Genomic DNA, 14,413 nt, shown 5'->3' on the forward strand with positions numbered 1-14,413 from the left:
CTTACTGGAACATAACGACGCATGACGACACCGGCTCCACTGACTGGGTTGCTTCCGCTTAATCCGGAGCAACTGGCGCGCCTTCAGGCCGCGACAACCGACCTTACTCCCGAACAGCTTGCCTGGGTCTCCGGCTATTTTTGGGGCGTACTGAACCCGCGCTCAGGCGCTGTTGCCGTCACGCCTGTTCCTGAGCGGAAGATGCCGGGGGTTACGCTTATCTCCGCTTCGCAAACCGGCAATGCGCGTCGTGTGGCGGAAGCGCTGCGTGATGATCTGCTGGCGGCCAACCTTAATGTGACACTGGTGAACGCCGGCGACTACAAATTCAAACAGATTGCCAGTGAAAAACTGCTGGTGATAGTGACGTCCACCCAGGGAGAAGGCGAGCCGCCGGAAGAGGCCGTCGCGCTGCATAAGTTCCTGTTCTCGAAAAAAGCGCCGAAACTGGAAAACACCGCTTTTGCCGTGTTTAGCCTCGGCGACACCTCTTATGAATTTTTCTGCCAGTCCGGAAAAGATTTCGACAGCAAACTGGCCGAACTGGGCGGTGAACGTCTGCTCGACCGTGTCGATGCTGACGTTGAATATCAGGCAGCTGCCAGCGAATGGCGCGCCCGCGTGGTTGATGTTCTGAAGTCCCGCGCACCTGTCGCGGCACCTTCGCAATCCGTCGCTACTGGCTCGGTAAACGACATCCACACCAGCCCCTATACCAAAGACGCGCCGCTGGCCGCGACCCTCTCCGTGAATCAGAAAATCACCGGTCGCAACTCGGAAAAAGATGTGCGCCATATTGAGATTGATTTAGGCGACTCCGGTCTGCGTTACCAGCCGGGCGATGCGCTGGGCGTCTGGTATCAGAACGATCCGGCTCTGGTGAAGGAGCTGGTTGAGTTGCTGTGGCTGAAAGGCGATGAGCCGGTGACGGTTGATGGTAAAACCCTGCCGCTCGCCGAAGCGCTGGAGTGGCACTTCGAGCTGACGGTGAATACCGCCAACATTGTTGAGAACTACGCGACCCTGACGCGCAGTGAGTCGCTGTTGCCATTAGTGGGCGACAAAGCGCAGCTCCAGCACTACGCCGCGACCACGCCCATTGTTGATATGGTGCGTTTCTCTCCGGCGCAGCTCGACGCTGAAGCATTAATCGGCCTGCTGCGTCCGCTGACGCCGCGTCTGTACTCCATCGCCTCCGCGCAGGCGGAAGTTGAAAGCGAAGTGCACGTGACCGTCGGCGTCGTGCGCTACGACATCGAAGGCCGTGCCCGCACCGGTGGAGCCTCCAGCTTCCTTGCCGACCGCGTGGAAGAAGAGGGCGAAGTGCGCGTGTTCATTGAGCACAACGACAACTTCCGCCTGCCGGCGAACCCGCAGACCCCGGTCATTATGATTGGCCCAGGCACCGGTATCGCGCCGTTCCGCGCCTTTATGCAGCAGCGCGCCGCCGACGGTTCGGAAGGTAAGAACTGGCTGTTCTTCGGTAACCCGCACTTCACCGAAGATTTCCTCTATCAGGTTGAATGGCAGCGCTACGTGAAAGAAGGCGTGCTGAACCGGATCGATCTGGCCTGGTCCCGCGATCAAAAAGAAAAAATCTACGTACAAGACAAACTGCGCGAACAGGGCGCGGAGCTGTGGCGCTGGATTAATGACGGTGCCCACATTTATGTCTGCGGCGACGCCAATCGCAGGCGAAAGACGTTGAGCAGGCGTTGCTGGAAGTGATTGCTGAATTCGGTGCAATGGACATCGAAGCGGCGGATGAATTTTTAAGTGAGCTGCGCGTTGAGCGCCGTTATCAGCGAGATGTCTACTAATGAGCGAAAAACACCCAGGGCCTTTAGTGGTCGAAGGCAAACTGACTGACGCCGAGCGCATGAAGCGTGAAAGTAATTTCCTGCGCGGCACCATCGCGGAAGACCTTAACGACGGCCTGACCGGCGGCTTCCACGGCGATAACTTCCTGCTGATCCGTTTTCACGGCATGTACCAACAGGATGACCGCGACATCCGCGCCGAGCGCGCCGAGCAAAAGCTGGAGCCGCGTCACGCGATGCTGCTGCGCTGCCGTCTGCCGGGCGGGGTGATCACCACTACCCAGTGGAAGGCCATCGATAAATTCGCCGCTGACAACACGATTTACGGCAGCATTCGTCTGACCAACCGTCAGACCTTCCAGTTCCACGGCATTCTGAAGAAGAACGTCAAGCCGGTGCATCAGATGTTGCACTCCGTCGGGCTGGACGCGCTGGCGACCGCCAACGACATGAACCGTAACGTGCTGTGCACCTCCAACCCGTATGAGTCCGAGCTGCACGCCGAGGCCTACGAGTGGGCGAAAAAGATCTCTGAACATCTGCTGCCGCGTACCCGCGCCTATGCGGAGATCTGGCTCGATCAGGAGAAGGTCGCGACCACCGACGAAGAACCGATCCTCGGCGCAACCTATCTGCCGCGTAAATTCAAAACCACGGTGGTGATCCCGCCGCAGAATGATATCGATCTGCACGCCAACGACATGAACTTCGTGGCGATTGCTGAAAACGGCAAGCTGGTGGGCTTTAACCTGTTGGTCGGCGGCGGTCTGTCTATTGAGCACGGTAATAAGAAAACCTATGCGCGTACGGCAAGCGAGTTCGGCTTCCTGCCGCTGGAGCATACCCTGGCCGTGGCCGAAGCGGTGGTGACGACCCAGCGTGACTGGGGTAACCGTACCGACCGTAAAAACGCGAAAACCAAATATACGCTTGAGCGCGTCGGTGTCGACACGTTCAAAGAAGAAGTTGAGCGTCGCGCAGGGATCACATTTGAACCCATTCGTCCGTATGAATTTACCGGGCGTGGCGACAGGATTGGCTGGGTGAAAGGCATTGATGATAAATGGCACCTGACGCTGTTTATCGAAAATGGCCGTATTCTGGACTATCCGGGGCGTCCGCTGAAAACCGGCCTGCTGGAGATCGCGAAGATTCATCAGGGCGAGTTCCGTATTACCGCTAACCAGAACCTGATTATTGCCAGCGTGCCGGAAAGCCAAAAAGCGAAGATCGAGACGCTGGCGCGCGACCACGGGTTGATGAATGCCGTGAGCGCGCAGCGTGAAAACTCAATGGCCTGCGTGTCGTTCCCGACCTGCCCGCTGGCGATGGCGGAAGCCGAGCGTTTCCTGCCGTCGTTCACGGACAAAGTGGAAGCGATTCTGGAAAAACACGGTATCCCGGACGAGCATATTGTGATGCGCGTGACCGGCTGCCCGAACGGCTGTGGCCGCGCGATGCTGGCGGAAATTGGCTTAGTAGGGAAAGCGCCTGGTCGTTATAACCTGCATCTGGGCGGCAACCGCATGGGGACGCGTATTCCGCGTATGTATCGCGAAAATATTACGGAATCAGAAATTCTCGATTCTGTTGACGAACTGATTGGGCGCTGGGCGAAAGAGCGTGAAGCGGGTGAAGGCTTCGGCGACTTTACGGTGCGTGCGGGCATCATTCGCCCGGTGCTCGATCCCGCGCGTGATTTCTGGGAATAACCTGAATTGCCGGATGGCGTCTGTGTAGGCCTGATAAGCACAGCGCCATCAGGCAAGGCAAACAGTGAGGAACTCATGTCCCAACTCGATCTCAACGCATTGAATGAACTGCCAAAAGTTGATCGCGTAATGGCTCTGGCGGAAACCAACGCCCAACTGGAAAAACTGAGCGCCGAAGAACGCGTGGCCTGGGCGCTGGAAAATCTGCCCGGCGAATACGTGCTCTCCTCAAGCTTTGGCATCCAGGCGGCGGTGAGCCTGCACCTGGTGAACCAGATTCGCCCGGATATCCCGGTGATCCTCACCGATACCGGCTATTTGTTCCCGGAAACCTACCAGTTTATTGATGAGCTAACGGACAAACTCAAACTCAACCTGAAAGTTTACCGCGCGGGCGAAAGTCCGGCCTGGCAGGAAGCGCGCTACGGCAAGCTGTGGGAGCAGGGCGTTGAGGGCATTGAGAAATACAATGACATCAACAAAGTCGAGCCGATGAACCGGGCGCTAAAAGAGCTGAAAGCGCAGACGTGGTTTGCGGGTCTGCGTCGCGAGCAGTCCGGCAGCCGCGCGCATTTACCCGTTCTCGCTATCCAGCGCGGCGTGTTTAAAGTGCTACCGATTATCGACTGGGATAACCGCACGGTTTACCAGTATCTGCAAAAGCACGGTCTGAAATACCATCCGCTGTGGGATCAGGGCTATCTGTCGGTGGGCGATACGCACACCACCCGCAAATGGGAGCCGGGTATGGCGGAAGAAGAGACACGCTTCTTCGGGCTGAAGCGCGAGTGCGGGCTGCATGAAGGGTGATTGTCCTTACGCGGTATGATTATACTTGCTGTTATGAAAAATCCGGCAGGCAGCCGGATTTTAAATTGGTTATATTACTGACTATCTTTATACCAGTAATATATTACGACTGCACCCATCTTTACCAATGTGCAAAGAACGTTCATGGGTTAGATATAGCTTTTCAAGAATTACATCAATAAACATTTTTTTTGCATGATAGTCGTTATAATCCTGATTAAGTTTTTTTAAAAAACCGGAATTTGTTGGTTTAAACTCTGCAAACGGTGAATAGCTATGTAGTAAATAGGAGATGCACGGATGCATCATGCTAAAAGCGACTTCACCTTGTACCTCCTGATAACCTATTTTGCAAAACTGAGTTGTAGGCTCAAAGTTACCGGCATTAATACAGGCCAGCATCGATTTTTCATCTGCAGTAAGTGAGTCCTGCCATTCGACAAGCGGGTGGTCTGGAGCCTCTGCGGGACGCATCATCTCATAAACCGCCGCTTTGATTTGTGCATTGCCCGTCACTTCTTTTCGTAGAGTAGAAATCGACTCCTGAAGTAATTCCGGGTGCCAGGTCATCTTCGCACCAATCACCTCGCATATTTGTAAAAATAACTGTCTCTCCTCTCTACTCATAGATTCTATCACTGCATCATCTGATATATTGAGGATGTCCTTAATATTGCTTTGGCTAATCACCGTGTCGCCGACCATAAGTAAAAATTGTGTCTGAGAAGCGTCCATCTTGATAGTAAACAGATCCTGATGAGCCGGGCAGGCCAGATGTTGTAGCCGTTTAAAGGCGTAAATTTTATTTATATCCTCTACGTTAACTTCCATCTCTCCAGGTTCACCACGGCCCTGCCCGTGAATGATGGAGTGTAATACTTCCAGCGCATGGTCCTTTTTTTCCGCTCTAAAATGATCCTGGACTTTATCCCAGCCCCCCATATGGATTGCTTTTTCTTTATCTGCGCTTAACAGATGAGCAAGCCGACTTTCATTAAGCGTATAATTTTGATGATTACCGAAGCTTAAAGTGACTGGCATAATATTTTCCTTCAAATTTATATTATTCAATATCCGGAGTAAAATATATCGTTCAATTCGCTCTTTTTTATTAAACAGATAAAGTTTACTACAGGAGAGAATTTGAACGACATTATTAATACAGCACATTTATGGTTGGTAATCCTTTGTGGTGACGATAATTCAGACAAAAGGTAAATGATTCGCCGCAAATGGTCGTTTTTTTTAAATTTTGGTTTGTCATGGATGGTGTTGATGCTGAGAGATAAAGTATGATGAAATGAAGTAGTTAAATTTAATTAAGGGTATTCATGGAAATGGATGTAGATAGAGAAGCTGCAAAGATTTTAGTGAATCTAATGTACTAACTTCTCTATACAACGGAGTTAGAATAATACCCGTTATCCAACCAATCCAAAATGTTTACTGTAATAGCTAGCTTCTCCGGCATCAGATACCAGCACAACCTGTCCGGAAGGGCGATGGTGGCGCTTTCTGAAACAGGCTAATGTTTCCTCATCTGGACATTGGAATGTACCAGAATTTTTTTGCCACCATGATTTTCGGACGGATAAGCGACTTTTTTCCCAGCAGAAATCTATTTCATCAACTAAAGGGCGTAGCTGTCCATCAATGTCTTTTCTGGCGAGATAAACATCAACACTCTCTTCACCCAGACGGGTAGAAAATTCTCTATCTTTATCCCATAAAAAGTCGCTGGCTTCCCGATCGTAACCGAGATCGTAACGTAATAAATTTTGCGCAGCCACTGAACGTTGGCTAAGGACTTTGCCAAAGGCAACGTCAGAGATCGTCTGCAAGCCTGCTGGCGCAGCAATTTTCTGCTCGTATACGCCGTCAACGAGTGCTCTGGCATTATCCGGCATACGGATCTCACCATGTTGACGCAGCAGCGCCTGTGTACGCCACAGGCAGGCATGATCGGCGTAAACAAAGCCGGTACCTTTTAGCTCTTGCCCCAACCAGCCCTCTTCTGCCTGCTCCTGCCAGTGAGGGGCCAGAATATGCAATACTGGTGGCTGGCGTTCATCCGGAAGCGTAGATTTTCGTTGCCCATGGGCATCGCGGATATGGCGTTGCAGGCGACCGGCGCGCTGGATCAATAAATCAATCGGCGCCAGATCGGTGATCATCCAGTCAAAGTCCAGATCGAGACTTTGTTCAACGACTTGTGTGGCGATTAATACCTTACCACGTCGTTCAGAAACGGGGGCATTGTTACCAAACCAGTTTAACGTTTTATTTTCAATAGCAATACGATCGATAAAAGCAAAACGGCTGTGGAAAAGCAAAAGATCCTGCTGTGGAACGATTCCCTCGTGTAGCAACTGCTGGTAAGTATCCAGCGCATCATCAACCGTGTTGCGGATCCAACAAATGCACTGTCCGGTTGCCACAACGCGATAAATAATGTCCAGTGCTTCCTGGCGCTGCTGTATCCAATTAACGGCTACAGTCCTTTGGACTTCGGGACGTGTGGCCAGTGGTTGCTCTAACAGACCGGAGGAAGTGAGGTGGCTTAACCATGGATAACCCGCGTTATCGCTACCACCAGCGCTCATAAATCCCGCGCCATCGCTAAACGCATTAAGTAATTTTTCCCGTAAAGCGGCGGGAAGAGTAGCGCTCAGAATAATAGCGCTACCGCCCTGGGCGGCATGGAAGCGCAATAAACCTTCCAGCAATTTAACCATATAACCATCATAGGCGTGCACTTCATCCAGCAGCAGGACTTTGTCGCGCATCCCTAGCAATCGGAGCGATTGATGGCGAAAAGGCATCACCGCCATTAAGAGTTGATCCAGCGTACCTACGCCGACTTCCGCCAGCAGCGCTTTTTTGCGTGAATCTGCAAACCAGGTATGGCACTCAGTAGTCGCGTTGCCATCATCACGGGCATAATCTTCAGCTATATTTTCTGTTGGCTGCCAGATGGATTGTCGGAAAGAGTCCGACATTTCTCGCCCACCGTGTGCCAGGATGAGCGATGGCCTGGACTCATCGGTAAATAGCGCATGATAAGCCGATGCCAGGCGCTGATACATGGCGTTTGCGGTGGCCATTGTCGGCAACCCAACGTAGAGACCGTGGCCTTTATTGGCTGACATTAAACGGTGAGTCAGAATCAGCGCGGCCTCTGTTTTGCCCGCTCCGGTAACGTCTTCCAGGACAATCAGCTGTGCACCGGGTGCTGAAATATCGAGTTCGCTTGCCCGTTGCTGAAGAGGGGTGAGCGTCTGAATGAACGGAAATAATGCCCGGTGATCTTGATAATGGCTGTGCTGAGATAACGGCGGCATTCGGAGGATGGCCTGTTGGGCTTTTTCACAAGCGAGAGGCCAATAATCTTTCAATGGCATGGCGCTGCTGAGCAGTGGAAACTGGCTTTCATCCGAGCCCATCCAGTCGGCAAGGGTGACAAGCCCAGCGAAAAACCAACTGTGCTGTTTTAAACATTTTCTCCCTGCTTTGGTTTTCCACTCCTGAGGTAGAGTGAAAGGAAATAATTCACTTAATGCTTCCAGATAATGCGTTGCTGCGACAATGTCTTCATCGGTGAATGCCAGCGAGCTTCTGTTTTTCATGGTGTCCGGCGGGATGCCATGGTGCCCGGTGCTAATAAGCATCCAGCTATTTAAAGCGCTTTCAAACCTGGCGCGATTTTCTGGTTCAATGCCTGCGATAATTTCATTACTGCCTGAACTCCACGCTTCAAATAATTTACCCCATAAATAGAAGCCTAAGGAATCATGTCTCTCAAACGCGGAAACACCGCTAACGGGAGAGACTAAGGGAGAGTCTGGGAATTCGGCGTATTTTTGAAATCCTCTGGCGAATTTTCCGATATCGTGGCTGGCAAGAAACCAGACTATCCAGTTTTCTGCATTTGTACCTGAGATATTACATTCCTTTAATATATTACATGAATTGAATATATTGTTTTTTATTATGTATTTCCCGCATGCAGCAACGTCCAGGCAATGGTATGCCAGTAAATGATAATTACAGATTATGTTTTTTGTTGATTTATCAGTTTTCCCCCAATAGCAGAGGTAGTCCAGATATTCTATCTGTGTCATCTTTTTCCTGTAGGAGGGGGATTACAATGAAATCGATAATAAATTGGGATACGGGTAATTGGCCAGTTTTTTTGTCTGGATTAGGTTATCCCCGCTGGCGCGGGGAACGCTGCGCTATTAAGACTGCATCTACGGTTTATCCCATAATTTTAGGGAACGTATTAAAGATAACAGATAACTATAAAAAATACATAGTCTGATTCAAGACTGTATCTACTTTTTATTTATATTTTCGTCTTCGAGAAAATGTAGTATAACTCCGATGACAGTATTTAAGAGATACCTCAAGACGGAACCTACCTATAGGTAGGTAATATTCCAAATTGGCTTAATAAATAGCCCTGCAGGAGTAAAGGTATGGATTTAACCAAAGAGAAATGGCTTCCCGTCATATTCTCAAACGGCGATAAAAAGAAAATATCATTACGCGATCTTCTGGATAACCGCATTCAGGATCTTGCCTATCCTCGGGCTGACTTTCAGGGGGCGGCATGGCAAATGCTGATTGGTATTTTACAATGTACCGTCGCGCCGGAAGATAAAGAAGAATGGGCAGATATCTGGCATGAAAGTATCGAATTCGAACAATGGGAGAAGGCGTTAAATACGATTTCTCTGGCTCTACAGTTCGGCGAGCAAAAACCTTCCTTCCTGCAAAGTTTTGATCCTCTCGATAGTGAATATGGTTCTATTGCCGGGCTGCTGGTGGATGCGCCGGGCGGGAATGCGCTCAAGCTCAATAAAGATCATTTTGTAAAACGTGGCAACGTAGAACAAATATGTCCTCACTGCGCGGCGATAGCGCTATTTGCGATTCAAACCAATTCACCTGCCGGCGGGGCGGGTTACCGGGTAGGGATGCGCGGCGGTGGTCCGCTGACTACGCTGGTGGTACCGCAGGAAGAAGATAAATATCCACTATGGAAAAAACTTTGGCTTAACGTTTTGCCGCAGGAAGAGCCGCCGAATGTTACACAGCATCCACTCATTTTTCCCTGGCTTGCGCCGACGAAAACCAGCGAAAAAGCGGGGAATGTGGTCACACCGGATAATGCGCACCCCTTGCAAGCCTACTGGGGGATGCCGCGGCGCATAGAACTGGATTTCACCCACACTGTGGCAGGTATCTGCGATTTGTGCGGGGAGCATCACGAATCACTGCTACTGCAAATGCGTAGTAAAAATTATGGCGTTCAGTACGACAGTTGGCTACATCCCTTCTCCCCATATCGGCAGGCATTGAAAGATCCATCCGCACCCTGGCTGGCGTTTAAAGGGCAGCCGGGCGGGTTAAGTTATAAAGACTGGTTGGGGCTGATGCTCAATCGTGAGGATAAGTTCAACAAAATGCAGCCTGCAAAGGTCGTTCGTGCCGCTGGTCAGCGGAACAAAATGAGCCTGTGGTGCTTTGCCTGGGATATGGATAAGGCCAAGGTCCGCTGCTGGTATCAGCACCGAATTCCGCTCATTAGCGTTTCCCATGAAGAGCAATTTCTCGCTGCGCTTAACATTGTGCTGGTGCTGGCTAGTGAGTCGCTGTCGCTGTTACGGAACGCGTTAAAGAGCGCCAAATTCGATTGTCCGAAAGAAGCCAAAATGGATTTTAGTATGGTGGATATCGCCTTCTGGCAGGAAACCGAACCCGCTTTTCGGACGTTGCAAGAGGCGCTGGCTGTCGATCCGCTTCGGCAGGATACACAGACTCGTCACGCAGTAAGTCAGTGGGAGGCGGAATTAGCACACTATCTATTTCACGTTTTTGACCGTGATGCCCTGACCAACCCCGACTGCCCGGACGATATCCTGCAGCGCCAGCTGACGGCCCGACAGGATTTAGCCAGCAGCTATCGTAAACATAAAGCGCGCAAGGATGTGTTGGCGCTGGTCGAATAACAGAAGGAAGCCAAATATGCTGAATAGCAATACAGCAGTGTTATGCAGAATTCTCCACCCCGATGCGCAGAAGGCACTACTTGACTGGTTTGCTACGCTGTCTGAGCGTTATGAGCGCAAGGATGGTAAACGAGTCAACGGTCGCGCCTGGCGGGCTGAGTTGAAAAGAATGGCGCCGCCATATGGCGTAATGATATGTGAAGGGCATGACGCTCTCCGCCAGGCTCTGCTTAAACATATGCGACTGCAACCTCTTGATGAGATGGCTCTGGCTCTGTTTGTCAGCGTCGCTGTGCATATTAAGAGTCATAAGGCGAATATTAGTTTCGCTGCGCAGTTAGGGGAAAAGCTTAAAGGTTCCACGTCGTGCGTTTCTGGTCTGCGTTTTGAACGTTTGCAAAAAGCGTCCGACCCGGAAACATTTTGCCAGTTGTTGATTCAGGCAGTGAAGATTCGCGGTACGGAGGGGGTGAATGTTCTTTCACTTGCCGATGGCATTTTCCTGTGGATGGAAGAGTGGCAACGACGCGAAAACCATCAGCCGGAATTCCGTAACCCCTTTGAACGAAATCGCATCCGTTGGGCGAACGAATATCTTTCCACGTCGCGTGGCAAATAATCATTTTTAGAAGGATTTGATAATGACAACTTTTATTCAACTGCATTTATTGACTGCTTATGCGCCCGCTAACCTGAACCGTGATGAGTCTGGCAGACCGAAGACCGCGTTTATGGGAGGAGTTGAGCGTTTACGCGTATCGTCGCAAAGTCTGAAGCGTGCCTGGCGGGTGTCGGAAACTTTTGAAGCGGCACTGGATGGCTTTATGGGTAAGCGTACTCGTCGAATTGGCGTGGATTATGTTTATCGTCCGATGAAAGATGCCGGAATTGAAGAAAAAATTGCTAAGAGTTCGTCTGAGTTAATCGCTAAGCAATTTGGCAAGCTTAAAAGTGATAAAGATGCGAAACCGGAAAAAAATCTCGAAATTGAGCAGATCGTTCACGTCAGTAACCATGAAATTAGTTTGATTAAACAACTGGTTGATACGCTAATTGCCGACAAACGCGAACCTAACGATGAAGAAGTGAAGCTTCTGCGCAAAGAGCAGCGTAGCGTAGATATGGCGCTGTTTGGCCGTATGCTGGCGTCATCGCCTGAGTTCAACGTCGAGGCTGCTTGTCAGGTATCCCATGCGTTGGGCGTAAGTGCCGTGACCGTTGAGTCTGATTTTTTCACCGCCGTTGACGATCTGAATAATAAAGAGGAAGACGCAGGTTCCGGGCATATGGGCGAGCAGGGTTTTGCCTCGGCGCTTTTCTACACCTATGTCTGTATCAGCCGCGATCTGCTGGTGGAAAACCTGGGTGGTAACGAAGAACTGGCGAAGCGTACTATCGCGGCACTCACTGAAACAGCGTTAACCGTCTCGCCAACCGGTAAACAAAACAGCTTCGCTTCTCGTGCCTATGCCACCTATGCGTTGGCCGAAGTCGGGCAAAAACAACCGCGTTCTCTGGCGGCGGCATTTTTCCAGCCGGTACGCGATACCGATCAAATTCCTGCGGCAATAACCCGTTTAAAACAGCAGCGCGCCAGCTTCGATAGCGTATACGGAAACTGTGCAGACGATTATCGCGAGTTGAACGTTCAGGAAGGTACGGGATCTCTGGCGGAATTACTGGCCTTTGTTAGCCAGTAAGGATGAATAATGAAGGAATATCTGGTTTTTCAGCTCTATGCGCCGCTGGCGTCGTGGGGGGAAGAAGCGTCTGGCGAGATTCGCCACTCAGCTACGGTTCCCACGCGCTCTGCGCTATTGGGTCTGCTTGCCGCAGCGTTAGGAATTCGTCGCGACGAAGAAGCGCGGCTGAATAACTTTAACCGGCACTATCATCTGGCGGTGCACGCGTTGGCTTCACAAGATCGCTGGTTGCGAGATTATCACACCGTTGGCGCGCCGCGAGAAAACAAAAAGTATCGTTATTACACGCGCCGGGATGAACTGACTCTTGCGCCGGATGAAGTGGGGACGCTTATCTCGCAGCGAGAATATCGCTGCGACGGCTACTGGCATGTGGCAATAAGCGCCACGCCTGATGCACCACATTCGCTTAGCGAATTGCGAGAGGCGCTGCTGACACCGCATTTTCCGCTCTATCTGGGGAGAAAATCCTGCCCGCTGGCGTTACCGTTAGCGGCGCGTTTAATGACCGGCACCTTAAAAGAGGTATTCACCCATGCTGTGGAGGAGATTTCCGCAGCGGAATTAAGTGGATTTACCCTGCGTGAGGGTATTTGTTATTGGGATGATCCTGATGAGGAGAGTCTGGTCTGGCAACAAAAGCAGCATAGCAATAACCAGCCAGTTAGCCGCCAACGCTGGCAGTTTGGCGGCTACACCCGCTTCAATGGGCCGTTGCAGGAGAGAACATAATGTATCTTTCTCGTATTCAACTCCGGTTTAATAATTTGCGACCGGAGATGTTGGCAAAGTGGAATTCAGCCAGGCCTTATGCCAGCCACCAGTGGTTATGGCAGCTCTTTCCGGAACAGGAATTGCGTCAGTTTCTGTTTCGCGAAGAGGCGCATGGCGGCTTTTTTATGCTCTCGGCAATACCGCCGTTATTGCAGCACTCCCTGTTTCTTATTGAAACCAAACCATTTAATCCGCAACTGACAAATGGTCTTGAGCTTGATTTTCAACTACGAGCTAACCCGGTGATAACCCGTAACGGTAAGCGCAGTGACGTGATGATGAACGCGAAACATCAGGCGAAGGCGAATGGTGTGGAGAAAGAGCGGTGGTGGGAGCTTCAACAGCAGGCCGCGCAGGCGTGGCTGGAACAACAAGGGCAGCAGCATGGTTTCCGGTTGATTGCACCGGAACCTGATGATTTCGCTATGTGGGCTGGTGACGAGTACAGTGAATTGCAGGCGCATTGTGGATGCGTGCAAGCGTATCAGCAGCATCGTTTTGTCCGTAAAGACCAGCAAAAACCGATCACTTTCAGTAGCGTTGATTTTAACGGTGCGCTCTGTATCACCGATGCAGCACTGTTTAAACAGGCTTTATTTTCCGGATTAGGTAAAAGTAAAGCGCTGGGCTGCGGAATGCTGATGGTAAAAAGGAAACGCTGATGAGCTGGCTGCCGCTGAATCCCATCCCGTTGAAAGACCGTGTTTCGATGATATTTCTCCAGTACGGACAAATAGATGTGATCGACGGTGCGTTTGTGCTTATCGATAAAACGGGTGTACGTACCCATATTCCTGTTGGATCGGTGGCCTGCATCATGCTGGAACCGGGGACGCGGGTTTCCCATGCCGCCGTGCGACTTGCGGCAACGGTGGGTACGTTACTGGTGTGGGTGGGGGAAGCGGGCGTACGCGTTTACGCTTCGGGGCAGCCTGGTGGTGCCCGTTCCGACAAATTGCTTTATCAGGCGAAACTTGCACTGGATGAAGATTTGCGGCTGAAGGTCGTGCGTAAAATGTTTGAATTACGTTTTGGCGAACCCGCGCCGAGCCGTCGTTCTGTAGATCAATTGCGTGGTATTGAGGGGAGCCGTGTGCGGGCAACCTATGCACTACTTGCTAAGCAGTATGGCGTGAAATGGCAGGGACGTCGCTACGATCCGAAAGACTGGGAGAAAGGCGATGTCATTAATCAGTGTATCAGCTCGGCAACCTCCTGCCTCTATGGCGTAACGGAGGCGGCAATACTGGCTGCCGGATATGCGCCCGCGATTGGATTTGTGCACACCGGCAAGCCGCTTTCTTTTGTCTATGATATTGCCGATATCATTAAATTTGAGACCGTTGTACCGAAAGCATTTGAAATTGCGCGACGTAATCCTGCCGAGCCTGATCGTGATGTCCGTATTGCCTGCCGGGATATCTTCCGCAGTGGAAAAACATTGGCGAAATTGATTCCTCTTATTGAAGATGTTCTCGCGGCAGGGGAAATTCAACCGCCGTTACCTCCTGAAGATTCACAACCCATAGCGATCCCTCTTCCTGTTGCGTTGGGAGATTCCGGTCATCGGAGTACCTAAC

10 protein-coding genes and 1 pseudogene are annotated in these 14,413 nt (G+C 51.1%); 9 read left to right on the forward strand and 2 right to left on the reverse strand.

Annotation, left to right across the window (positions count from 1 at the left end; translation table 11 throughout):
- The first annotated feature begins 21 nt into the window (after positions 1-21).
- The 3 genes and pseudogenes from cysJ (at position 22) to cysH (ending at position 4,342) form a co-directional block, all read left to right on the forward strand.
- Positions 22-1,820 (forward strand): annotated as a pseudogene (gene cysJ / locus HU143_RS04840) (NADPH-dependent assimilatory sulfite reductase flavoprotein subunit).
- Positions 1,820-3,532 carry an assimilatory sulfite reductase (NADPH) hemoprotein subunit gene (gene cysI, locus HU143_RS04845; RefSeq protein WP_023227130.1) on the forward strand — a complete coding sequence of 571 codons (1,713 nt, stop codon included), beginning with the start codon at positions 1,820-1,822 and terminating at the stop codon, positions 3,530-3,532. Before cysJ ends, cysI begins: the two are co-directional and overlap by 1 nt.
- Positions 3,533-3,607: 75 nt before the next feature.
- Positions 3,608-4,342 carry a phosphoadenosine phosphosulfate reductase gene (gene cysH, locus HU143_RS04850; RefSeq protein ID WP_001650537.1) on the forward strand — a complete coding sequence of 245 codons (735 nt, stop codon included), beginning with the start codon at positions 3,608-3,610 and terminating at the stop codon, positions 4,340-4,342.
- Between the two features lie 87 nt (positions 4,343-4,429).
- Here cysH and sopD read toward each other — a convergent pair whose 3' ends face one another.
- Positions 4,430-5,383, reverse strand: a complete 954-nt coding sequence (gene sopD, locus HU143_RS04855) for an SPI-1 type III secretion system effector SopD (RefSeq protein WP_023227129.1) — start codon at positions 5,381-5,383, stop codon at positions 4,430-4,432.
- Between the two features lie 380 nt (positions 5,384-5,763).
- Positions 5,764-8,463: a CRISPR-associated helicase/endonuclease Cas3 gene (locus HU143_RS04860; protein ID WP_023227128.1), complete on the reverse strand. Its 2,700-nt coding sequence runs from the start codon at positions 8,461-8,463 to the stop codon at positions 5,764-5,766.
- Between the two features lie 357 nt (positions 8,464-8,820).
- On the opposite strand from HU143_RS04860, the gene casA reads away from it, so the two are divergent.
- The 6 genes from casA to cas1e are packed head-to-tail and all read left to right on the forward strand — an operon-like array spanning position 8,821 to position 14,412.
- Entirely contained in the window at positions 8,821-10,356 is a 1,536-nt protein-coding gene (casA, locus tag HU143_RS04865; RefSeq protein WP_023227127.1) for a type I-E CRISPR-associated protein Cse1/CasA, read from the forward strand.
- A gap of 16 nt (positions 10,357-10,372) precedes the next feature.
- On the forward strand, positions 10,373-10,975 hold the full coding sequence (gene casB / locus HU143_RS04870; protein WP_000935106.1) for a type I-E CRISPR-associated protein Cse2/CasB: 603 nt from the start codon (positions 10,373-10,375) through the stop codon (positions 10,973-10,975).
- Positions 10,976-10,997: 22 nt separating this feature from the next.
- Positions 10,998-12,056 carry a type I-E CRISPR-associated protein Cas7/Cse4/CasC gene (cas7e, locus tag HU143_RS04875; RefSeq protein WP_023227126.1) on the forward strand — a complete coding sequence of 353 codons (1,059 nt, stop codon included), beginning with the start codon at positions 10,998-11,000 and terminating at the stop codon, positions 12,054-12,056.
- Positions 12,057-12,065: 9 nt separating this feature from the next.
- Positions 12,066-12,791 (forward strand): type I-E CRISPR-associated protein Cas5/CasD, encoded by a 726-nt coding sequence (gene cas5e, locus HU143_RS04880; protein WP_023227125.1) that lies wholly within the window; start codon positions 12,066-12,068, stop codon positions 12,789-12,791.
- The gene (cas6e, locus tag HU143_RS04885) at positions 12,791-13,495 is read left to right on the forward strand and encodes a type I-E CRISPR-associated protein Cas6/Cse3/CasE (RefSeq protein ID WP_000281414.1); all 705 of its coding nucleotides are present in this window, start codon (positions 12,791-12,793) and stop codon (positions 13,493-13,495) included. The genes cas5e and cas6e overlap by 1 nt, the downstream gene beginning before the upstream one ends.
- A complete protein-coding gene (gene cas1e / locus HU143_RS04890) occupies positions 13,495-14,412 on the forward strand; it encodes a type I-E CRISPR-associated endonuclease Cas1e (RefSeq protein ID WP_000118674.1) in 918 nt (305 codons plus the stop codon). Before cas6e ends, cas1e begins: the two co-directional genes overlap by 1 nt.
- The last annotated feature ends 1 nt before the right edge of the window (position 14,413 follow it).

The organism is Salmonella sp. SJTUF14076 (genome assembly GCF_015534835.1).
In the GTDB taxonomy this organism is placed as follows: Bacteria; Pseudomonadota; Gammaproteobacteria; order Enterobacterales; family Enterobacteriaceae; genus Salmonella; species Salmonella enterica.